The 21,599-nt window shown below is 70.4% G+C and carries 19 protein-coding genes; 9 read left to right on the forward strand and 10 right to left on the reverse strand.

Annotation, left to right across the window (positions count from 1 at the left end; genetic code table 11):
* Nucleotides 1-108 precede the first annotated feature (108 nt).
* A complete protein-coding gene (locus ACE3T2_RS18245) occupies nucleotides 109-690 on the forward strand; it encodes a sigma-70 family RNA polymerase sigma factor (protein WP_374659970.1) in 582 nt (193 codons plus the stop codon).
* Between the two features lies 1 nt (nucleotide 691).
* Here ACE3T2_RS18245 and ACE3T2_RS18250 read toward each other — a convergent pair whose 3' ends face one another.
* The 7 genes from ACE3T2_RS18250 to sdhC all read right to left on the reverse strand — a co-directional run bounded on the left by ACE3T2_RS18250 (nucleotide 692) and on the right by sdhC (nucleotide 7,051).
* Nucleotides 692-1,882 (reverse strand): methyltransferase domain-containing protein, encoded by a 1,191-nt coding sequence (locus tag ACE3T2_RS18250; RefSeq protein ID WP_374659972.1) that lies wholly within the window; start codon nucleotides 1,880-1,882, stop codon nucleotides 692-694.
* Nucleotides 1,883-1,973: 91 nt separating this feature from the next.
* Nucleotides 1,974-2,294: a 2Fe-2S iron-sulfur cluster-binding protein gene (locus ACE3T2_RS18255; protein ID WP_374659974.1), complete on the reverse strand. Its 321-nt coding sequence runs from the start codon at nucleotides 2,292-2,294 to the stop codon at nucleotides 1,974-1,976.
* A gap of 20 nt (nucleotides 2,295-2,314) precedes the next feature.
* The gene (locus ACE3T2_RS18260; RefSeq protein WP_374659976.1) at nucleotides 2,315-3,544 is read right to left on the reverse strand and encodes an NAD(P)/FAD-dependent oxidoreductase; all 1,230 of its coding nucleotides are present in this window, start codon (nucleotides 3,542-3,544) and stop codon (nucleotides 2,315-2,317) included.
* Between the two features lie 79 nt (nucleotides 3,545-3,623).
* Nucleotides 3,624-4,406, reverse strand: a complete 783-nt coding sequence (locus ACE3T2_RS18265; RefSeq protein WP_374659978.1) for a succinate dehydrogenase iron-sulfur subunit — start codon at nucleotides 4,404-4,406, stop codon at nucleotides 3,624-3,626.
* A 62-nt stretch (nucleotides 4,407-4,468) separates the two neighbouring features.
* Nucleotides 4,469-6,256, reverse strand: a complete 1,788-nt coding sequence (sdhA, locus tag ACE3T2_RS18270) for a succinate dehydrogenase flavoprotein subunit (RefSeq protein WP_374659980.1) — start codon at nucleotides 6,254-6,256, stop codon at nucleotides 4,469-4,471.
* Between the two features lie 4 nt (nucleotides 6,257-6,260).
* The gene (sdhD, locus tag ACE3T2_RS18275) at nucleotides 6,261-6,653 is read right to left on the reverse strand and encodes a succinate dehydrogenase, hydrophobic membrane anchor protein (RefSeq protein ID WP_374659982.1); all 393 of its coding nucleotides are present in this window, start codon (nucleotides 6,651-6,653) and stop codon (nucleotides 6,261-6,263) included.
* Nucleotides 6,653-7,051 carry a succinate dehydrogenase, cytochrome b556 subunit gene (gene sdhC, locus ACE3T2_RS18280; RefSeq protein WP_374659984.1) on the reverse strand — a complete coding sequence of 133 codons (399 nt, stop codon included), beginning with the start codon at nucleotides 7,049-7,051 and terminating at the stop codon, nucleotides 6,653-6,655. Before sdhC ends, sdhD begins: the two co-directional genes overlap by 1 nt.
* A 179-nt stretch (nucleotides 7,052-7,230) precedes the next feature.
* Here sdhC and ACE3T2_RS18285 point away from each other — a divergent pair, with 179 nt between their 5' ends.
* Nucleotides 7,231-8,112, forward strand: a complete 882-nt coding sequence (locus tag ACE3T2_RS18285; RefSeq protein WP_374659986.1) for a LysR substrate-binding domain-containing protein — start codon at nucleotides 7,231-7,233, stop codon at nucleotides 8,110-8,112.
* A 120-nt stretch (nucleotides 8,113-8,232) separates the two neighbouring features.
* Here the strand turns inward: ACE3T2_RS18285 and zapE are convergent, their stop codons facing one another.
* Complete coding sequence (gene zapE, locus ACE3T2_RS18290) at nucleotides 8,233-9,348, reverse strand: cell division protein ZapE (RefSeq protein WP_374659988.1); 1,116 nt, start codon at nucleotides 9,346-9,348, stop codon at nucleotides 8,233-8,235.
* A 99-nt stretch (nucleotides 9,349-9,447) separates the two neighbouring features.
* Here zapE and ACE3T2_RS18295 point away from each other — a divergent pair, with 99 nt between their 5' ends.
* Nucleotides 9,448-9,663 (forward strand): hypothetical protein, encoded by a 216-nt coding sequence (locus ACE3T2_RS18295; protein ID WP_374659990.1) that lies wholly within the window; start codon nucleotides 9,448-9,450, stop codon nucleotides 9,661-9,663.
* Here ACE3T2_RS18295 and ACE3T2_RS18300 read toward each other — a convergent pair.
* Together ACE3T2_RS18300 and ACE3T2_RS18305 are read right to left on the reverse strand one after the other, a co-directional pair.
* On the reverse strand, nucleotides 9,660-10,301 hold the full coding sequence (locus ACE3T2_RS18300; RefSeq protein WP_374659992.1) for a hypothetical protein: 642 nt from the start codon (nucleotides 10,299-10,301) through the stop codon (nucleotides 9,660-9,662). The genes ACE3T2_RS18295 and ACE3T2_RS18300 overlap by 4 nt on opposite strands.
* 37 nt (nucleotides 10,302-10,338) lie before the next feature.
* On the reverse strand, nucleotides 10,339-11,853 hold the full coding sequence (locus ACE3T2_RS18305; protein ID WP_374659994.1) for a CoA-acylating methylmalonate-semialdehyde dehydrogenase: 1,515 nt from the start codon (nucleotides 11,851-11,853) through the stop codon (nucleotides 10,339-10,341).
* Between the two features lie 117 nt (nucleotides 11,854-11,970).
* Here ACE3T2_RS18305 and ACE3T2_RS18310 point away from each other — a divergent pair, with 117 nt between their 5' ends.
* Genes ACE3T2_RS18310 through addA form a run of 6 tightly spaced genes read left to right on the forward strand, consistent with a single transcriptional unit; the run spans nucleotide 11,971 to nucleotide 21,570 of the window.
* Entirely contained in the window at nucleotides 11,971-12,849 is an 879-nt protein-coding gene (locus ACE3T2_RS18310; RefSeq protein WP_374659996.1) for a GNAT family N-acetyltransferase, read from the forward strand.
* Complete coding sequence (gene tsaE, locus ACE3T2_RS18315) at nucleotides 12,846-13,328, forward strand: tRNA (adenosine(37)-N6)-threonylcarbamoyltransferase complex ATPase subunit type 1 TsaE (protein WP_374659998.1); 483 nt, start codon at nucleotides 12,846-12,848, stop codon at nucleotides 13,326-13,328. The genes ACE3T2_RS18310 and tsaE overlap by 4 nt, the downstream gene beginning before the upstream one ends.
* A complete protein-coding gene (gene amgK / locus ACE3T2_RS18320; RefSeq protein WP_374660000.1) occupies nucleotides 13,312-14,403 on the forward strand; it encodes an N-acetylmuramate/N-acetylglucosamine kinase AmgK in 1,092 nt (363 codons plus the stop codon). Before tsaE ends, amgK begins: the two co-directional genes overlap by 17 nt.
* Nucleotides 14,400-15,110 carry a nucleotidyltransferase family protein gene (locus tag ACE3T2_RS18325; RefSeq protein ID WP_374660002.1) on the forward strand — a complete coding sequence of 237 codons (711 nt, stop codon included), beginning with the start codon at nucleotides 14,400-14,402 and terminating at the stop codon, nucleotides 15,108-15,110. Before amgK ends, ACE3T2_RS18325 begins: the two co-directional genes overlap by 4 nt.
* Nucleotides 15,107-18,103 carry a double-strand break repair protein AddB gene (gene addB, locus ACE3T2_RS18330; protein WP_374660004.1) on the forward strand — a complete coding sequence of 999 codons (2,997 nt, stop codon included), beginning with the start codon at nucleotides 15,107-15,109 and terminating at the stop codon, nucleotides 18,101-18,103. The genes ACE3T2_RS18325 and addB overlap by 4 nt, the downstream gene beginning before the upstream one ends.
* A complete protein-coding gene (gene addA, locus ACE3T2_RS18335; protein WP_374660006.1) occupies nucleotides 18,100-21,570 on the forward strand; it encodes a double-strand break repair helicase AddA in 3,471 nt (1,156 codons plus the stop codon). The genes addB and addA overlap by 4 nt, the downstream gene beginning before the upstream one ends.
* Nucleotides 21,571-21,599: the final 29 nt, after the last annotated feature.

Genomic DNA, 21,599 nt, shown 5'->3' on the forward strand with positions numbered 1-21,599 from the left:
CAGAACCCCTTTATGGTCACAGTCTTGTAAACAAGCGGAGCCTTCCTGCTCCCGCCGCGTTTAGGTCACGAGGGACGAGTAAGGTCCTGGCTTGAACGGAGGCGACCCATGACCGACCAGGCGCGAGCCGACTACGACTTCAAGAGCGAATTGACCGGCCTGATCCCGCAGATGCGGGCCTTCGCCCGGTCGCTCTGCCGCGACGCCGCAGCCGCCGACGACCTGGCGCAAGACGCGCTGCTGAAGGCTTGGAACAATCGGGCGAGCTATCAGCCCGGCACAAACATGAAGGCCTGGACCTTCATGATCCTCCGCAATCAATTCTATTCCGACAAGCGCCGCTCGTGGCGCTCCAGCCAGCTCGACCCGGAAGTCGCCGAGCGCACCTTGGAGGCCGCTTCGAACCCGATCGCCAGCCTGGAGCTGGACGAGGTGCGCCGCGCCCTGGCCTGCCTGCCCGACGACCAGCGCGAGGCGTTGATCCTGATCGGCGCTGGCGGCCTGTCCTACGAGGAAGTGTCCGAGATTTGCGGCTGCGCCATCGGCACCATCAAGAGCCGCGTGAGCCGCGCCCGCGACCGCCTGGCCGCGATCATCGAGTCCGGCGACTACGGCCAGGACGAGGTTCTGCCTTCGGCCGCCATGGCCAACATCATCGCCCAGCTCGACGGCCTGCGCGCCGTCGCCTGAGCTAGCGAAGCCCGCGCCGCGACCAGCCTGAATAGGTGAAGGTCGCGGGCGCGGGCATCTGCGCATAGCAGTAGCCCATCAGCCCCGTCGCGCTCTCGAGGCGCACGCGCACGGTCGCGCCGGGCGTCGCCTGCTGCGGCGAGAGGCGGAAGCTCCAGCCGACCGGCGCTCGGGCCGAGCCTGGGAAGTGCTTCTGGACGTCCGGCCGCGGGGTTATCGGGCTGAGCGCCAGGGTCTCCACCTCATCAACGAACACCCGCGCCGCCACGATGTCCGCTCCGGGCGTGCGCTCGACCGCCCAGCCGGCGAACTCGACCTCGCCGGTCGACAGGGTCGCGACCGTCTCGAAGCCGCCCATCGGCGTCGAACCGAGCTTCAGGGCGCTCAGGTCCACGCCCGGGGCGCCGATCACGTAGAGATCCTGGTTCTCGTAGAGCCCCTTCGGGAAGCGGCGCCAGGATAGTCCGCCGCCGAGCCGCTCGACCGCACGGCCGACGAAGGCGTCGGTCACGTAGGACATGCCGTAGATGTCGAGCTCCAGCGAGCCGCTCTCGGAAAAGCGCAGGAAATGGAAACCGTCCGGCCCCATGGTCTCGCCCGCCGGCAGGATCGCCTCGTCGTGGACGCTGAAGGCCAGCACGCCGCGCTCGGAGACCAGGCTGTAGAGCTTGGCCAGCCAGGCGTGGAACAGCCCCTCCGGCAGGTGCGAGAACATCGAGCCGGCGAGCACGATGTCATGCCGCCCGGCATAGGCCAGCAACGCCGGATCCTTGGTCGAGTGGAGTCCTGCGACCCCGAAGGTCGAAACCTGCCAGTCGATGGCGTCGTGATAGATGTCGGCCACGCTGATCTTGTCGACCGGCAGGCGCTGTTCCAGATAGCGGGTCAGGCGGCCCCAGCCGGAGGCGAAGTCGAGCACCGGCCCGACCGCGTCGAAGCTTCCGAACACGCCCTCCACGAGCTGGCGATAGGCCTCGCCCAGGCGGATCGTGGATTCGACGAACTTGAAGGCCGAGATGGAGGCGTCGAACTCGTAGTTCGGCAGGATCGCCTTGAAGAACATCTCGTCGCAGCCGGGCAGCGGCCGGGCGCGGAAGCGCTGGGGATCGAGGCCGTGCAAATGCAGGTAGTCGTCGATGAACCCCGAGATGACGGGCTCCACCTGATCGAACGACAGATCAGGCGCGGTCACGCTGGCATCCACTGGCAAAGGTCTCCGGTCCGGCGCGCCCCACGCAGCCGGACCGGGCTATAGCACGCCCAGGCGCGCCGGCCGAAAGGCCTTAGTGCTGGCTTTCCGGCATCCGCACGACCAGGCCGTCCAGCTCGTCGGTGACCTTGATCTGGCAGGACAGGCGGCTGTTCGGCTCGACGTTCTCGGCGAAGTCGAGCATCGAGTCCTCCATGGCCGAGGTCGAGCCGGTCTTGCCCTGCCAAGCCTCGTCCACATAGACGTGGCAGGTGGCGCAGGCGCAGGCGCCGCCGCAGTCGGCGTCGATACCCGGCACGTTGTTCTTCACCGCGCCTTCCATGACCGTCAGGCCGTTCTTCACATCGACGACGTGTTCGGTGCCGTCATGCTCGATATAGGTAATCTTGGCCATTCACTCCCCTTCGTCGCCCTTCAGGCGGCGACCTCTTTCATGGAAACCGACGGATCGGCAAGCTTGGCCGGATCGACCGGCTTGCGGTTGGCGATGAGCTGCTTGCCCATCATGAACTCGGGGGGCGAGTTGATCGCCTCCACCGATTGCACCTGGTCGCCCTTCAGATGGAAGACGGCGAACTTGCCGCTGGCCGGGTCGCCGCGCAGCAGCACGCGGTCGGCGTCGAACGGCAGGCCGGCGATCTGCAGCTTGATGTCGTATTGGTCCGACCAGTTCCACGGCACCTCTGGCGAAGGCGGCGCGCGGCCGGTGATGGCGCTGGCCGCCTGCTTGGCCTGCTCCAGGGCGCTGGGCACGCTCTCGGGGCCGAACATGCGGTCGTAGTGCGGCATCGGCCGGTGGGTGACGTCGCCGATGGCGAACACCGACGGATCGGCGGTGCGGGCCTCCATATCGACCACCACGCCCCGGGCGCATTCCAGGCCGGCGTCGCGGGCGATCTCGTCGTTGGGGGTGGCCCCCACGCCCATCAGCACCACGTCGCAGTCGATCACCCGGCCGTCGGCCAGGCGCACGCCGGCGACCTTGCCGTCATGGCCGACGAAGCCGGCCACGCCCGCGCCCAGCACGAACTCGACCCCGCGGCCGAGATGATAGTCGCGGAAGAAATTGGACAGCGGCTCGCAGGCGCTGCGGGCCAGGATGCGCGCCTCGCGCTCGATCACCACCGCATCGGCGCCCAGGGCGCGGGCGGAGGCGGCGACCTCGAGCCCGATATAGCCGCCGCCGACGATGGCCAGGCGCTTGCCGGGGCCGAGGGCCGCCTTGATCGCCTCGGCGTCGGCGGCCGAGCGCAAGGTCAGCACGCCGGCCAGATCCGCGCCCTCGATCGGCAGGCGGATCGGCCGCATGCCGGTGGCGATGATCAGGATGTCGTAGGTGAGGGTCGAGCCGTCCGACAGGGTGACGGTCTTGTCCGAACGCGCCAGCTTCACGGCCTTCAGGTTCGGCCGGAAGTCGATGTTCTGCTCGGGATAGAATTCCAGCGGCTTGAGCGCCAGGGAGTCGGCGTCCGCCTCGCCCTTGAGCCAGGCCTTGGAGAGCGGCGGACGCTGATAGGGCGGGATCGGCTCGTCGCCGATCATGGTGATTGGGCCGGTGTGCCCATATTGGCGGAGCAGGGCCGCGGCCGTGCCGCCGGCATGGCCTGCCCCCAGGATCACAACATGCGCGTCCGTCTGGCTCATATAAGCCCCATGCAGAAAAGTGACGGCGGCGTCAACTTTCCAAACACAGTTCGGATCGTTCGCCCTCTCTAAAAGAGCGTCAGACGACGCGATCCACCAGCATCTTCTTGATCTCGCCGATCGCCTTGGCGGGGTTGAGACCCTTCGGGCAGACCTGGGCGCAGTTCATGATGGTGTGGCAGCGATAGAGCTTGAAGGGATCCTCCAGCTCGTCCAGGCGCTCGCCGGTGGCCTCATCGCGGCTGTCGATCAGCCAGCGATAGGCGTGCAGCAGGGCGGCCGGGCCGAGATACTTCTCGCCGTTCCACCAGTAGCTGGGGCACGAGGTCGAGCAGCAGGCGCAGAGGATGCACTCGTAGAGGCCGTCCAGCTTCTCGCGGTCCTCCGGCGTCTGGCGCCACTCCTTCTGCGGCTCGGGCGTGGTGGTGTGCAGCCACGGTTCGATCGAGGCGTACTGCGCGTAGAACAGCGTCAGGTCCGGGATCAGGTCCTTGACCACCGGCATGTGCGGCAGCGGACTGATCTGGCAGGCCGAACCCGGGACCTCGTCGTGGCCGTGGGTGCAGGCCAGCGTATTGCGGCCGCCGATGTTCATGGCGCACGAACCGCAGACGCCTTCGCGGCACGAGCGGCGGAAGGCCAAGGTCGGGTCGATGTCGTTCTTGATGTGGATCAGGACGTCCAGGACCATCGGGCCGCAGGCGTCGACGTCGACGTCGTACGTGTCCCAGCGCGGGTTCTCGGCGCCTTCCGGATCGTAGCGATAGATCCGGAACGTCTTGACGTTCTTGGCGCCGGCGGGGGCCGGGAAATGGCGGCCCTTCTGGACGCGGGAGTTCTTCGGCAGGGCGAGCTGGACCATCAGACGCTTTCCTTCAGCGCGGAGGCGTTGAGCAGGGAGGGGGAACGAAGCATCGGACGGTCCTAGTAGACCCGCGCCTTAGGCGGGATGTAGGCGATGTCGTTGGTCATGGTGTAGCTGTGCACCGGACGGTCATCGATGCGCACCTTGCCGGTGGCGTCGTCGAACCAGGTCAGGGTGTGCTTCATCCACTGTTCGTCGTTGCGCTCCGGATAGTCCTCGTGCGCGTGGGCGCCGCGGCTTTCGGTGCGGTTGTGCGCGCCGACCACGGTGACCGTCGCCTGGCCGATCAGGTTGTCCAGTTCGAGCGTCTCGACCAGGTCGGTGTTCCAGATCATGCCGCGGTCGCTGACCTTCAGGTCCGGACGCTTGGCGTGGACCGCTTCCAGGCGCTTGACGCCCGAGGCCAGGGCCTCGGTGGTGCGGAACACCGCCGCGTCCTCCTGCATGGCCTGCTGCATCTCGAGCCGCAGATGCGCGGTCGGGATGGAGCCGTTCGCGTTCCGGAACTTGTCGAAGCGCGCCAGGTGGCCGTCGGTCATGGCCGGCTTCAGCTCGGGCTGGGTCGCACCGGCCTTGATGGTGTCGGCGCAGCGCAGGGCGGCCGAGCGGCCAAAAACCACCAGGTCGATCAGCGAATTGGAGCCCAGGCGGTTGGCGCCGTGCACCGAGACGCACGCCGCCTCGCCCACGGCCATCAGGCCCGGAACCACCTTGTCGGGGTTGTCGCCCTCGCGGGTGACGACTTCCGAGAAGAAGTTCGTAGGGATGCCGCCCATGTTGTAGTGCACGGTCGGCAGGACCGGGATCGGCTCCTTGGTCACGTCGACGCCGGCGAAGATCTTGGCGCTTTCCGAGATGCCCGGCAGGCGCTCTGCCAGCATCTTGGGATCCAGGTGGTCGAGGTGCAGGAAGATGTGGTCCTTCTTCGGACCCACCCCGCGGCCTTCGCGGATCTCGATGGTCATGGCCCGGCTGACCATGTCGCGCGGGGCCAGGTCCTTCACGGACGGCGCATAGCGCTCCATGAAGCGCTCGCCCTCGGAATTGGTCAGGTAGCCGCCCTCGCCGCGAGCGCCCTCGGTGATCAGGCAGCCGGCGCCGTAGATGCCGGTCGGGTGGAACTGCACGAATTCCATGTCCTGCAGCGGCAGGCCGGCGCGCAGGGCCATCCCGCCGCCGTCGCCGGTGCAGGTGTGGGCGCTGGTGGCCGAGAAGTAGGCGCGGCCGTAGCCGCCGGTGGCGAGAATGACCTGCTGGGCCTGAAAGCGGTGCAGGGTGCCGTCGTCGAGCTTCCACGCCGTCACGCCGCGGCAGACGCCTTCGTCCATGATCAGGTCGAGGGCGAAGTACTCGATGAAGAACTCGGTGTCGTGGGCCAGGCTCTGGCCGTACATCGTGTGCAGCATGGCGTGGCCGGTGCGGTCGGCCGCCGCGCAGGTGCGCTGGATCGGAGCCTCGCCGAAGTTCTTGGTCATGCCGCCGAAGGCGCGCTGATAGATCTTGCCCTCGGCCGTGCGCGAGAACGGCACGCCCCAGTGCTCCAGCTCGTAGACCGCGGCCGGCGCGTTGCGGCACAGGTATTCGATGGCGTCCTGGTCGCCCAGCCAGTCCGACCCCTTGACGGTGTCGTACATGTGCCAGCGCCAGTCGTCCTGGCCCATGTTGCCCAGCGAAGCCGAGATGCCGCCCTGGGCGGCCACGGTGTGCGAGCGGGTCGGGAAGACCTTGGTGATGCAGGCCGTCTTCAGGCCGGCCTGGGCGCAGCCCAGCGCCGCGCGCAGGCCGGAGCCGCCGGCCCCGACCACCACGACGTCGAACTTATGATCGATGAACTCGTAGCTCGCCATGGGATCAGACAGCGCCTCCCAGCGCGACCTTGAGGATGGAGAACACCGCCAGCGCGCCGAACAGCACGCAGACGAAGACGTTGAGGACCAGCAGGCCGGCGCGGCTGAGGTGCTTTTCGATGTAGTCCTCGATGACCACCCGCAGTCCCGCGCTCATGTGCAGGTACGAGACGACCACCAACAGCACGAGCAGGGTCGGATTCAACGGCGAGGACTGCAGCCAGGCGACCGCGCCGTAATAGTCGAGGCGGGCGAGCTGCAGCGCGGCGAACACGCCCGCCCGCCCGATCTGGATCGGGGCGGCGGCCGCGCCGCGCTCGGAAACCCAGGGGCCCACGCCTTGCGGGGCCGCGCCGCGGCCGCGCGCGCGGCCGAGGGGGGTGCGGAAACCCGACATCAGAGCGCTCCCGTCATGGCGGCGATGATCCAGACGACCACGGTGGCGGCGCCCGAGAAGGCCAGGCAGATCATCGCGCCCAGGCTGGCGGTCTGGACCTTGTAGCCGTAGCCCAGGTCCCAGATCAGGTGCTGGATGCCCTTGGCCAGATGATAGAAGGCCGACAGGGTCAGCAGGAACATCACGATCTTGCCCGGGAACGAGCCGAGGATCGCCTTGAACGTCCCATAGGCCTCGGGTCCGGCGGCGAGCGACAGCGCCCAGAGCGCCATCAGCAGGCCGCCGCCATAGAGGGCGCAGCCAGTGGCGCGGTGCAGGATCGACGTGGCCATGGTCACGTGCCAGCGCCAGATCGTCGTGTGCGGCGAAAGCGGCCGTTCGCGTGGGGCGTAGGTCATGGGCGTTCCAAGCTGGAGGAGCGGCTCCGCTTTTAAGCCGCCGCCTTCGGGTGTCAACGAAAGCGCACTCCAGGCCCAGCCTGAGCCATGACGTCCCCTTCGTCGGGGCCGAAGTTCCAGCCCTTTTTCTTTTGATGCAATGCGTCTTTCCCGTAATCATCCTTCGCGGGAGACGAAGGATGCGGTTCGATCTGGTCGATCTGAGGCTGTTTTGCGAGGTGACGGACGCCGGTTCCATCACCCGCGGAGCCGAACGCTGCGCCCTGGCGCTGGCCGCGGCCTCCACCCGTATCCGCAACATGGAGGACGCGCTGGGCGCGCCGCTGCTCGAGCGTTCGCGCCAGGGCGTGACCCCGACCCCCGCCGGCCGCACCCTGCTGAAGCACGCGCGCACCATCCTGTCCCAGACCGCGCGCCTGCGCGAGGACCTGGGCGCCTATGCCGGCGGCCTGTCGGGCGAGGTGCGGCTACTGGCGAACACCAACGCCCTGACCGAGTTCCTGCCCGAGGCGCTCAGCCGCTTCCTGGCCGAGCACCCGCACGTCAGCGTCAATCTGGAGGAGCGGCTGTCGGACGAGATCGTCGGTCTGGTGGCCGAGGGCGTCGGCGACGTCGGCATCGTGGCCGGCACGGTCGACATGGGCAGCCTGGAGACCTTCCCCTTCCGCTCGGACCGGTTCGTGGTGGTCACCGGGGCGACCAACCCGCTGGCGCAGCGCAGCGCCATGACCTTCGCGGACGTGCTGGCCTATGACCTGGTCGGCCTCGACCGCGCCAGCTCGCTGCAGCGGTTCCTGTCGGCCAAGGCGGTGCGCGAGGGCAAGCCGCTGCGGTTGCGGGTGCAGCTCCGCAGCTTCGACGCCGTCTGCCGGCTGGTGGAGTGCGGGGTCGGCATCGGCATCGTGCCCGAAACCACCGCCCGCCGGGCCGGCCGGACCATGGCGCTCGGCATCGTCGACCTCACCGACGACTGGGCCCAGCGCGAACTGACCATCTGCGTGCGCAGCCTGGCGGGCCTGGCCCCCTATGCGCGCGACCTGGTCGAGAGCCTGCGGGGATAGACCCGCCCCACGTGTCATCCCGGTTTGCGAAGCAAGACCAGGACCCATCCGCGCCTGATAGCAAAAAGATAGGCGAGGCCGCGCCGAAACGGGGATGACACAAAGGCAGGCGTCGACGCTCTACCCGTTCTCTTCCAGCCAGTCGGCCGAACGCATCTCCTGCAGGCGCGAGGCGGTGCGCTCGAACTCGAAGGCCCCGTCGCCTTCGGGATAGAGGGCGATCGGCTCGGCCTGCGCCAGCACGATCAGCTTGGCCCGGGCCTCGTAGAGCGCGTCGATCAGGATCACGAACCGCCGTGCTTCCTCGCGCTTGGCGGGGGTCAGCTTGGGCACATCTTCCAGGAAGACAGTGTGGAAGCGCTCTGCGATGGCCAGGTAATCATTGGGTCCGAGCGCGACCGCGCAGAGGCTGGCGAAACTCGCCCGCACCTGGCCGCCCTGAGCGTGCGGCAGGTGGATCTTGCGGCCGAGCACTTCGAGCGTCTCACCCATCTCGTCCTCCCCGCCCAGCATGTCGCGCCAGAGCGCCATGAAGCTGCGGGCGTTGTCGGGATCGTTCGGCGAGAACCAGGTCCCGGCCGCGCGCAGGCGATCCAGCCGGTAGTCGTGCGGCCCGGCCACGCTGACCACCTCGACGCGGCTCTTCAGCAGCTCGATGAAAGGCAGGAAGAGCTGGCGATTGATGCCGTCCTTGTAGAGCTGGTCCGGCAGCCGGTTCGAGGTCGCGACCAGGGTCACGCCGCGCGCGAACAGCGCCTCGAACAGCCGGCCCAGGATCATGGCGTCGGCGATGTCGGTGACCTGGAACTCGTCGAAGCACAGCAGCCGCGCCTGGCCGGCCACCACGTCGGCGATCGGCGGGATGGGATCATCGCCCTTGTGCTGGCCGAACCTGGCCTTGCGCGCGGCCGCGTCGCCCTTGCGCCAGGCGTCGATCAGCCGGTGGATCTCGCCCATGAAGACGTGAAAGTGGGTGCGGCGCTTCTTCTCGACCGGGGCGGTGGCGAAGAAAAGGTCCATCAACATGGACTTCCCGCGGCCCACGGGCCCGACCAGATAGACCCCGCGCTGGCTCTCGGGCTTCCTGAAGAACGAGGCGAAGCCGCTCGGCTCGGCGGCGGCCAGGTCGCGCTCAAGCCGCACCAGCACCGCCAGGGCGGCGGCCTGGGCCGGGTCGGGTCGGATCTCGCCCTGCGCCAGGCGGGCGTCGTAGGCGACTTGCAGGGGCGAACTCATCGCCCTCCGCCTAGCCTGGGCCGGCGCTCGCCTCAAGCAGGGAACGCCGCGCACGGCCCGCGGGTTGGTCTCTCCGTACCCAGCGTAACGGAGACCGCCATGGCCGCGAAAGACACCCGCCCCGAGGAAGACGCTTCCTTCCAGTCGGAAGCCGACCTCGCTCCCGACGAGCTCGACAGCCTCGAGTTCGAGGCCGAGGGCGGGCGCAAGGGCGCCGGCCGCCACGCCGAGCCGCACCCCGCCGACCGCGAACACGGCGCCAAGACGAAGGCGCGCAGCAAGCAGATCGTCAGCGGCCGCCCGTTCGCAGGCTAGCCCTCCAGGCCCAACTCCTGGCGCACATAGCGGTAGGTCTCGCGCTTCTCGCAGGCGCAGCCGCGCATCTTCCCGTCCTTGGTCCACCAGATCAGGGTTGGATAGGCGAAGTTGATCCCGTTCTTCTTCAGGAGCGGCTGCAGGTCGTCGACCATCTTGCGGCCGGCCTCCACCACCGCGGTGCGGGCCATGTCGCCGTCGGCGGGTGCGATCCCTGGCGCGGTCCACGCCTCGGCGGGCGTGGCCTCCCAGCGTTCCAGCAGGGTCCAGGATCGGTTCAGCCAAAGCTCGGCCACGGTGGCCCGTTCCGCTGGAGTCGACTTCGGCACGCCGTTGTAGTCGCGCCGCGCGATCTCGATCACCCGGGTGTCGACGCCCGCCGCATGCAGCAGCGGAAACTCTTCGGCCATGTAGCGCACGCAGTCGGGGCAGGTGCGGAACGAGACCATGTAGAGCTTCGGCCCGGTCTTGCCCGGCGAGACCCAGCCCGACGTCTCGAGGATCCTGGCGATCTGCGCCTGGTCCTTGGTGATGGTCTTCGGCCGCCAGCGCAGGTCGTAATTCCACCACGCCCAACCGCCGACGCCCGCCAGGGCGACCACCAGCAACAGGATCGCCCAAGTCCCGAACCGCTTCATCGAACCTCCACCGCGTTTTCGCGGCAGAGTAGAAGCATCACCGCATGGTGGGAATCACGAAGGCGGAGTCGGCATGCGCCTCGCCCTCCGGCCAGCGGGCGGTGACGGTCTTCACCTTGGTGTAGAACTTCACGCCTTCCATGCCGTGCTGGTTCACGTCGCCGAAGGCGCTGCGCTTCCAGCCGCCGAAAGTGTGATAGGCGACCGGCACCGGGATCGGCACATTGATCCCGACCATGCCGACATTGACGCGCTGGGCGAACTCGCGCGCGGCGCGGCCGTTGCGGGTGAAGATGGCCACCCCGTTGCCGTACTGGTGGTTGGACGGCAGGGCCAGCGCCTCCTCGAAGCTCTCGGCGCGGACGATCTGCAGCACCGGGCCGAAGATCTCCTCCTGGTAGGTCTTCATGGTCGGCTTCACCTGGTCGAACAGGCTGGGGCCGATGAAGAAGCCCTTCTCGTAGCCCTGCAGCGAGAACCCGCGGCCGTCGACCACCAGCTCGGCGCCCTCGTCGACCCCGATCTGGATGTAGTCGGCGATCTTGTTCCGGTGCGCGGCGCTGACTACCGGGCCGTATTGTGCGGCCGCGTCGGTCGAGACGCCGACCTTCAGGGTCTCCAGTTCGCCCAGCAGTCGCTCGCGAAGGGCGTCGGCGGTCTTCTGGCCGACCGGAACCGTCACCGGCAGGGCCATGCAGCGCTCGCCGGCCGAGCCGTAGGCGGCCCCGACCAGATCCTTGACCGTCTGATCGAGGTCCGCGTCGGGCATGACGATGCCGTGGTTCTTGGCGCCGCCCATGGCCTGGACGCGCTTCCCGTTGGCCGTGCCGGTCCGATAGACGTAGTGGGCGATGTCGGACGAGCCGACGAAGCTGACCGCGGCGATGGCCGGGTGTTCCAGGATCGCATCGACCGCGACCTTGTCGCCGTGCACGACGTTGAGCACGCCGGAGAGGTCCATGCCCAGGTTGGCGCCGGCTTCCATGAACAGCTCGGCCAGCCGCACCGGGACGCTGGGGTCCTTTTCCGAGGGCTTCAGGATGAAGGTGTTGCCGACCGCAATGGCGATGCCGAACATCCACATCGGGATCATGGCCGGGAAGTTGAACGGGGTGATCCCCGCCGCCACGCCCAGCGGCTGGCGCATCGAATAGACGTCGATGCCCGGACCCGCGCCCTCGGTGTACTCGCCCTTCAGCGCATGCGGGATGCCGCAGGCGAACTCGATCACCTCCAGGCCACGCTGGATGTCGCCCTTGGAATCGGCGACCACCTTGCCGTGCTCGGACGACAGCAGCACGGCCAGTTCGTCCATGTGCGCCTCGACCAGGCGCTTGAACTCGAACATCACCCGCGCGCGGCGCTGCGGGTTGGTCGCGCCCCAGGGACCTTGCGCCTTCACCGCCGCCGCTACCGCAGCGTCAAGCTCGGCCGGCGTCGCCAGGGCGACTTTTGCCTGCACTTCGCCCGTATTGGGGTCGAAAACCTCGCCGAACCGGCCAGAAGCGCCAGGTTGAGCCTTGCCGGAGATGAAATGCTGGATGTCGCGCATGGCGCCCTTGTAGGCCCTGGCCGCAGACCTGTGTAGCCCTCACGCCGTGTCAGCCGAACAAGGTTCTCCGCACCCCGCTTGCCCAGCCTGCGCGGGCCGTCGCATTCTGACGCGACGATGACGAGCCTCGCCCCCACAGCCGCCGACGCGACCGCGAAAGCCGCCTATCACGACCACATCATCGACGTGCTGATCGCCGAGCGCGCGCCGCGGCTGTCGGGCGGCCCGCTGTGGCCGCTGGTCCGCCCTGCGCTCTACCGGATGCTCGACTACGGCAAGGCCCGCGCCATGGCCGACGCCATCGCCCCGCTGCCCGGACGCGCCGCCCTCGACTACGTCTCCGAGCTGCTGGCGGTAAGGGTGCAGGCCCGCGGCCTGGAGCACGTGCCGGCCGCCGGCCGCTGCGTGCTCATCTGCAACCACCCGACCGGCATCGCCGACGGGATCGCGGTTTACGACGCCCTCCGCCCGGTGCGGCCCGACATCTGCTTCTACGCAAACTCCGACGCCCATCGCGTCACGCCCCGCTTCGACGAGGTGCTGATCCCCGTCGAGTGGGTCGAGGAGAAACGCACGCGCGAGCGGACCCGCCTGACCCTGCAGCTCACCCGTCAGGCCATGGAGGAAGAGCGTCCGCTGATGATCTTCCCCGCCGGGCGTCTGGCGCGCCGCGGGGCGGACGGGGTGCTGCGCGACCCCGACTGGATGGCCAGCGCGATCTCGTTGGCCCGCAAGTACGAGGCTCCGGTCGTGCCGATGCACCTGTCGGGGCCGTGGTCGACCCTGTTCCACCTGCTCAACCGCTTCTCGCAGGAACTGCGGGACATCACCCTGTTCCACGAGCTGCTCAACAAGCGTGGGCGCAGCTTTTCCCTGACCGTCGGGCCGCCGGTCGCCCCGGAGGCGCTCGACGCTGACGCGGCCGTCGCCACCGAGGCGCTGAAAGCCTATGTCGAGCGCACCCTTCCCCAGCGCCCGGACGAGGCCTTCGCATGATCACGCCCGCCGACGGCGAATTCCGCCTGGACGACGAGGCCGCCACCGCCCGCCTGGGCGCGGCCATCGCCGCCCAGCTCAAACCTCACGAGGCGGTCTGCCTGACCGGGCCGCTCGGCGCCGGCAAGTCGACCCTGGCCCGCGCCCTGGTCCGAGCCCTGACCACGCCGGGAGAGGACGTGCCGAGCCCGACCTTCACCATCGTCCAGTTCTACGAAGGCCCGCGTCTGAAGGTCGCGCACTTCGACCTCTACCGCCTCTCCTCGGCCGACGAGGCCTATGAGATCGGCCTGGACGAAGCCCTCGACGACGGCGCCGCGGTGATCGAATGGCCCGAGCGGCTGGAGGGCCATCTGCCCCCGGATCGACTTGATGTAGAGATCGTGGTCGATGAGTCGCCGGACGGCGGGGAAGCGCGCCGCGCGAGGCTGATTCCCGCCGGCGCGTGGGAAGGACGTGGACTTGAGTTCCGATCGTGAGAGCCGCAAGGCGCAATTCCTGAAGGACGCGGGCCTGGCCGGCGCGCAGCGCACGCTGCTGGCCGGCGACGCCTCCACGCGCCGCTACGAGCGGCTGGCCGCCCCCGACGGAACGTCGCTGATCTTCATGGACCAGCCGCCGGCCGCCGAGAGCGCGGTGTGCCCGCCGGACGCCACCGACGCAGAGCGTATGGCTCTCGGCTACAACGCCGCCGCGCGCCTGGCCGCCGGCTCGGTCGCCGCCTTCGTCGCCACCGCCGCCTGGCTGCGCGACCACGGCCTGTCGGCGCCCAGGGTGATCGCCCACGACATCGAGGCGGGCCTGGCGGTGCTGGAAGACCTGGGCGATGGTCTCTTCGCCACGCTGATCGCGGACGGCGAGCCCGAGACCCCGCTCTACGAAGCGGCCGTCGACGTGCAGCTTCAGCTTCAGGAATGCGCGCCGCCGGACGTGCTGGTCGCGGGCGAGGCGCGCTGGCCGTTGCTCTCCTACGACTTCCTGGCGCTCAAGGTCGCCACCGACACCTTCCTGGAATGGTGGCCGCAGTTCGCCGGGATCGCCCCCTTCGGCGCGGAGGCGACGGCGGAATGGGACGCGCTCTGGGCGCCGGTGTTTCGCCGCGGCGAGGCGGGCGCCAGCGTCTTCACCCACCGCGACTACCACGCCCAGAACCTGCTTTGGCTGCCGCAGCGATCGGGCGCGGCGCGGGTGGGCCTGCTCGACTTCCAGGACGCCCTGCGCGCGCATCCGGCCTGGGACCTGACGCACCTGCTGCAGGACGCCCGCCGCGACATCGCCCCGGAGCTGGAAGCGGCCATGCTGGACCGCTTCCTGACCGCGCGCCCGGTCCTCGACCGCGAGGCGTTCGTCCACGACTACCGCGCGCTGGCCGCCTCCAACGCCGCCCGCATCCTCGGCCGGGTCTTCGCCCGCCAGGCCCTGCTGGGCCGCCGCCAGTATGAAGCCTTCATGCCGCGCACCTGGCGCTACCTGGAGCGCAACCTGAGCGACCCGTCGATGACCGGCCTAAAGGCCTGGTTCGACCGTCACGTCCCGGCGGAGGCGCGCCGATGAGCAGCATCAAGACGGCGATGGTCCTGGCCGCGGGCCTCGGCACCCGCATGCGCCCGCTGACCGACGCGACGCCAAAGGCCCTGGTCACGGTCGCCGGCAAGCCGCTGATCGACCACGTGCTGGACCGGCTGGTTGCGGCCGGGATCGAGACCGCCGTGGTCAACGTCCACCACTTCGCCGACCAGATGGAGGCGCACCTGGCGACGCGGAAGGATATCCAGATCCGCATCTCCGACGAGCGCGCCGCCCTGCTCGACTCCGGTGGCGGTATCAAGCACGCCCGCCCGCTGCTGGGCGACGCCCCGGTCATGATCGCCAATATCGATTCCCTGTGGATCGAGGGCGAAACCCCGGCTCTCGAGAGCCTCAAGGCCGCCTGGGATCCCGAGCAGATGGACCTCTGCCTGCTGTTGGTCCGCCGTGGCCACGGCATCGGCTTCGAGGGGCCGCAGGGCTTCTTCCGCGACGACGCCGGCCGCCTGGTCCATTCGGCCAAGCCCGAGCCGCCGACACCCTACGCCAATGTCGGGTTCCAGATCCTCAAGCCGCAGATCCTCGATCAGGAGCCGGACGGCGCCTTCTCCATCGTGCCGGTCTGGTGGCGGCTCTCGGAACAGGGCCGCCTGTTCGGCGCGGTGATGGACGGCTTCTGGATGCACGTCGGCGACCCCGCGGCCCGGGAGGCGACCGAGGCGAAGCTCCGGTGAGCGACCTCTTCGCCCGGCCCGGCCCGCGCTGGTTCAGCATTCCGGCGCATCGGCCGTTCGTGCAGGACCTGGCGGCGGGGATCTACGACGCTCTGGCGCCGCTGGGGCCCGACGCCCTCTCGCAAGCGATCATCCTCACCCCGACCCGCCGCGGCGCGCGCGCCTTGGCCGACGCGTTCATCGCCGCCGGCGGCGCCAAGGCCGTGCTGCCGCCGCAGATCCGCCCGCTGGGCGACCTGGATGAGGGCGAGCCGCCGTTCGAGCCCGGCGACCTGGCGGTCGATCTGCCCGCCGCCATCGGCTCCCTGCGCCGCCGCTTCGAGCTGGCGCGGCTGGTCAAGTCGCACGAGCGCGAGCTGGGCCGCGAGCTCGACGCGGCCGGCGCGCTCGAACTGGCCGAGGCGCTGGGCGGCTTCCTCGACAGCCTGCAGATCGAGGAGGTCTCGGGCGAGGGCCTGGCCGAACTGGTGGATGCGGACCTGGCCGAGCACTGGCGGATCAGCCGCGAGTTCCTGGAAATGGCCCTGGTCGAATGGCCGAAACGCCTGGCCGAGCTCGGCTTCGTCGATGTCTCGCAACGGCGTGTGGCCCTGCTTCGCAAGCTCGGCCAGGCCTGGACCGAACGTCCGCCTCAAGGCGTGCTGATCGCCGCCGGCTCGACCGGTACGGCTCCGGCCACGGCCGATCTGCTGGCCGTGGTCGCGGCCGCCCCACGCGGCTGCGTAGTCCTGCCCGGCCTCGACGACAGCCTGGCCGAGAGCGCCTGGATCGAGGTCGGCGAGCAGCACCCCCAGGGCGCTATGCGCCGCCTGCTGCACCGGGCGGGGGTCGAGCGGCGCGACGTCATGGACTGGCCCGCCTCCTTCACCCTCGACTCGCGCGGGCGCTGGCGGCGGCGGATCATCAACGAGGCCTTGCGCCCGGCCGAGCGCACCGCCGACTGGTTGTCGGTAATCGACAACCTGCGCCACGAGGGCCAGGCCGACGGCGTCGACGCCATCGCCGAGGGGCTGTCGGGCCTGTCGGTGATCAGCGCCCGCGCCGAGGAGGAGGCCGCGACTGTCGCCGCCCTGCTGCTGCGCGAGGCCCTGGACCAGCCGGGTCGCACCGCCGCCCTGGTGGCCCCGGACCAGGCTCTGGCCCGCCGCGTGGCGGCCAAGCTCGCCCGCTGGGGCGTGGCCGCCGACTCCTCGGCCGGGCTCTCGCTGTCGGGCTGCCCGGGCGGGGTGCTGGCCGGCCTGCTGGCCCGCGCAGCGGTCGATCCGCTCGACCCGGTCGTGCTGCTGGCGATCCTGAAGCATCCGCTGGTCCGCCTTGGCCTGGCGCCCGACGCCCTGGCCGGCGCCGCCGCCGAGCTGGAGCTCCACGGCCTGCGCGGCCCGCGGCCCGCGAGTTGGGCGGTGCTGGACCGCCGGCTTTCTGCGAAGTCGACCGACGCTGCCCTGGACCTCGCCGCTCGCCTGCGCGCCGCGCTCGCCGCTCTCGCGTTCACCGACGAGGCCGAGCCGCCGGGGGAGGTCGCGCGCCGCCTCGCCGGGGTGCTCGAGACCCTGGCCGCCGACGGCCATGGCGACACCGGCGAGCTCTGGGCCGGACACGGCGGCGAGGCGCTGGGCCGCCTACTGGCCGGGCTGATCGAGGAGTCGGACGGCCTGCCGCCGGTCACCGCCCGCGGCTTTTCCGACCTGCTGGCCAAGCTGATGTCCGCCGAAAGCGTACGCACCGGCGGGGCCACCCATCCGCGCCTGCGCATCCTCGGCGCCATCGAGGCGCGCCTGACCCGCGCCGACCGGCTGGTGGTCGCGGGTCTGGAGGAGGGCGTCTGGCCGCAGGGCGCGCCGCTCGACCCGTTCCTCTCGCGCCCGATGCGCGAGCGCCTGGGCCTGCCGCCGCCCGAGCGCCGCGTGGGCCTCGCCGCCCATGACTTCGCCCAGGCCGCCTGCGCCCCCGAGGTCGTGCTCCTGCACTGCGAGCGGCGCGAAGGCGCGCCGGCGGTCAAATCCCGCTGGCTGTGGCGGCTGGAGACCCTCGCCCGCGGCGCCGGCGTCGCCCTGCCCGACCGTCCCGAGGTGCTGGACTGGGCCCGCGCCCTGGACGCAGCCCAGGACTACCGGCCCGCCAGGCGCCCGGCCCCCTCGCCGCCGCTGGGGGATCGGCCGCGCAAGATGGCGGTGACGCGCATCGAGGCCCTGACCCGCGATCCCTACGCCGTTTGGGCCCGCGACATCCTGAAGCTCTATCCGCTCGACCGGCCCGACGAGGCGGTCGAGGCGCGCGCCCGCGGCACCGCCATCCACGCCGCCTTCGAGCGCTTCGCCCTGGACCATCCCGGCGAGCTGCCGCCGGACGCCGCGGCGATCTTCGAGCGCCTCTATCTCCACGAGCTGGAGGCCGCAGGCATGCCGCACGAGGCCCTGGCCCGCGAGAGCGCCCTGGCCCGCGAGGCCGCCCTCTGGGTCGCCGAGCTCGAGGCCCGCCGCCGCGCCGACGGCCGCGCCATTCATGTCGAGCAGGAAGGCGCGCTGTCCATCGACGCGCCCGGCGGCGCCTTCACCGTCACCGCCAAGGCCGACCGCATCGAGGTCGATCCCGCCGGCTTCGGTCACATCCTCGATTACAAGACCGGCAAGGCGCCGTCGAAGAAGATGGTCGAGACGGGCTTCTCGCCTCAGCTCACCCTGACCGCCGCCATCCTGGCCGGCGGCGGCTTCTCCACCATCGGCCGCGCCGAGGCCGGCGATCTGACCTATCTGGAGGTCACCGGCCGCAAGCCCGCGGGCCGCGAAGAGGTCCGCGCTGCGGCCGGCGAGGAGAGCGCCGACGCCGCCGCCCGCGCCGTGGCGGGTCTGGCGACCCTGATCGCCCAGTTCGACGGCGGCCGCCCCTACGTCTCGCGCATCGCCCCGCAGTTCGTGAAGCTGCACATGAGCGACTACGATCATCTGGCCCGCGTCTTCGAATGGTCGACCAGCGGCGAGGAGGAGGGCGAATGAACGCCATCGCCGCCGCCGGTCTGCCCCAGCGCCTGGCCGCCGATCCGCGCCTCTCGGCCTTCGTCACCGCCAACGCCGGATCGGGCAAGACCAAGACCCTGATCGATCGAGTCGCGCGCCTGCTGCTGGCCGGCGCGCGGCCCGAAACCATCCTCTGCGTGACCTACACCAAGGCCGCCGCCGCCGAGATGCAGCGGCGGCTCTATGAGCTCCTGGGCAAGTGGTCGGTGCATGACGACCCGGCCCTGGCCGAAGAGCTCGGCCGCCTGGAGGGGCGCGAGACCGCCCACTACGACCGGCTCGGCCTCTCCAAGGCCCGGGCCCTCTTCGCCAGCGCCCTGGAGACGCCCGGCGGGCTGAAGATCCAGACCATCCACGCCTTCTGCGAAAAGCTGCTGCGGCGCTTCCCGCTGGAGGCCGGCGTCTCGCCCGGCTTCCGGGTGATGGACGATTCGGCCAGCGCCGCCGTGGCCGACGCCGCCCGCAAGGCCGTCGCCCGCTTCGCCCTGCGCGGCGAGAGCCTGGTGGCCGACGCCTATGCCCGCTTCTCGGTCGCCCTCGATTTCCAGAGCTTCCAGGGGATGTTCGCCGGCTTCGAGAGCCAGCGCGGCCAGCTCGGCGCCTATCTCGCCCGTCACGGCGGCCTGGAGGGCGCGGTCGCCGACGTCTGGCGCGTCTGCGGGTTCGAGCATCCGGAGGACCCCGAGGCCATCGAGGCGGCCGCCCTGGCGGAGATGAACCGCTCGGCCTGGAAGGACTGCGTCGAAATCCTGGCCCAGGGCGGCAAGGCGGACGTCACCAACTCGGCCAAGCTGGCCGCGGCCCTGGCCCCCGGCGCGGGCCTGGACGAATGCCTGGCGGCCCTCTTCACCGAGAAGGGCGAGAGCACGCCCGTCGCCTGGGTGGCCAAGACCTCGGGGCTGAAGATCCGCGAGGACCTGCGCTTTTTCCTGCTGGACGAACAGGATCGGCTGGAGATCGCCCGCGAGCGCCGCCGCGCCGCGCGGGTGGCGCACGACACCCAGGGCGCGCTGATCCTGGCCAGCGCCTATCTGTCGGCCTACGCCATCGAGAAGGGCGCCTCCGGCGCGCTCGACTTCACCGACCTGATCGAGAAAACCCGCGACTTGGTCGCCTCGCGTCCCATGGCCGCCTGGGTGCTCTACAAGCTGGACGGCGGCGTGGATCACATCCTGGTCGACGAGGCCCAGGACACCGCGCCCGAGCAGTGGGAGATCGTCCGCGCCCTGACCGAGGAGTTCTTCGCCGGCTCGGGCAAGCCCAGCGAGCGGGCGCTGGAGCGCAACATGTTCGTGGTCGGCGACGAGAAGCAGTCGATCTATTCCTTCCAGGGCGCCCGGCCCGAACTGCTGATCCAGGAGTTCGAATTCCACCGCGACCGCGCCACCGGCGCCGGCTTCCGGTTCGAACGGGTCGACCTGCTGACCTCCTGGCGCTCGACGCCCCAGGTCCTTCATTTCGTCGACGCCGCTTTCGCGCCGCCCGAGCTCGCCGCCGCCATCCTGCCCCGCGCCGAGGCCGAGGCGGTGGTCCACGAGGCTGTGCGCACAGATCCCGGCTGCGTCGACCTCTGGCCGCTGGAGCGCGAGGAGAAGGGCGACCTTCGCGACGCCTGGGACGCGCCGCTCGACGAGGAAGGCGAGGCCAGCGCCAACAAGCGGCTGGCCGGCAAGATCGCCGACGAGATCGCCGCCCTGATCGCCCGCGGGGACGGCGTGCTCGACAAGGAGACCCGCGCCCTGCGTCCCGCCACGGCGGGCGACGTGCTGATCCTGGTCCGCCGCCGCAAGGCGCTGTTCGAGGAGATCCTGCGCGCGCTCAAGCACCGCAAGGTGCCGGTGGCCGGCGCCGACCGGCTGGCGCTCAGCGAGCACATCGTCTTCGACGACCTGCTGGCGGTGGCCCGCTTCGCCCAGTTCCCGACCGACGAGCTGACCCTGGCCGCCCTGTTGCGCAGTCCGTTCTGCGACATGTCGGACGAGGACCTGTACGCCCTGGCGCATGGACGCGGCCGCGCCAACCTGGCCGACCTGCTGCAGGGTCGCCGCGGCGAGTCGGAGCGTTGGGAGGCGGCGGCGTCCTTCGCCGATTGGGTGCTGGCGAGCCGCGGAATGCGGCCGTTCGAGTTCTATTCGCGCCTGCTGGCCCTGCGCGACGGCTCAGGCGCCTCCGTGCGCCGCCGGCTGATGGAGCGGCTGGGCGCCGAGGCCGAGGACGCCCTGGACGAGTTCCTGGCCCAGGTGCTGGCCGCCGAGGGCCGCGGGGTCCAGGACCTGGAGAGCCTGGCCGCCGCGCTCTCCAGCCTGGACATCACCGTCAAGCGCGAGATGGAGGCCGGCCGTGACGAGGTGCGGGTGATGACCGCCCACGGCGCCAAGGGCCTGGAGGCGCCGATCGTGTTCCTGCCCGAGACCACGCTCGGTCGCACGGCCCGCGGCTCGCCCCTGATGCCGACGCCGGCCGGCGGCTTCCTCTGGAGCACGTCGAAGGCCACCGACTGCGTCGCCTCGTTGGAGGCCCGCGAGTGGCGCGCCAAGAAGGAGGAGGACGAGGCCGCCCGCCTGCTCTATGTCGCCCTCACCCGCGCCCGCGACCGGCTGGTGATCTGCGGCCGCGTCTCCGCCACCGCCAAGGAAGAGAACATCAGGGGCTGGTGGGGCGCGGTCGTCGCGGCCTTCGACCATTCCAGCCTGGCTGACGAGCGGCGGATCGTCCGCGAAGGCGGCCGCGAGTTCGTGCGCTACGGCCCCGACCCGCAAGTCCTCGGAGCCGCGCAGGCCGTCGGGACGGACGTCGCAGCCCTGCCGACCTGGGCCCAGGTCGCTCCGCCCCCCGAAGCCTTCGCGCGCTACGCCTCGCCTTCCCAGCTCGGCGAGGACGTCGCCGCCCCCGCCACCTCCCCGCTGGTGAGGGTCGAGGGCCTGGGCCGGTTCCGGCGCGGCGACCTGATTCACCGCCTGCTGCAGGTCCTGCCCGACCTGCCGCCTCCCGAGCGGCCGGACGCCGCGCGCCGGGTGCTCTCGCGCGAACGTGATCTCACCGAGGCCCAGCGCGCCGAGATGACCGCCGCGGCCCTCGGCGTGCTGAACGATCCGCGCTTCTCCGAGGTGTTCGGGCCGGGCAGCCGGGCCGAGGTCTCCATCGCCGGCACGGCTCGCGGCTTGCCCCCCGGCCTGGCCATTTCCGGCCGGATCGACCGGCTGGTGGTTCTGGAAGACCGCGTCCTGGTGGCCGATTTCAAGACCAACCGCCCTTCGCCCGACCGGATCGAGGACGCCGACCGCGCCTATCTGCGCCAGATGGCGATCTATGCGGCGGTGCTGGAAGACGTCTTCCAAGGCCGCCGGATCGAGGCCGCCCTGGTGTGGACGGATGGCCCGAAGCTGATGGCGGTTCCAGAAAACTTGTGGCGTCAGGCGCTTGCCGACCTGCACCGGGAAGGTTGATACCGGAGCCAGCCCCGCCTACATCGGCG

It is taken from the genome of Phenylobacterium sp., from assembly GCF_041919955.1.
Classification (GTDB): Bacteria; Pseudomonadota; Alphaproteobacteria; order Caulobacterales; family Caulobacteraceae; genus Phenylobacterium.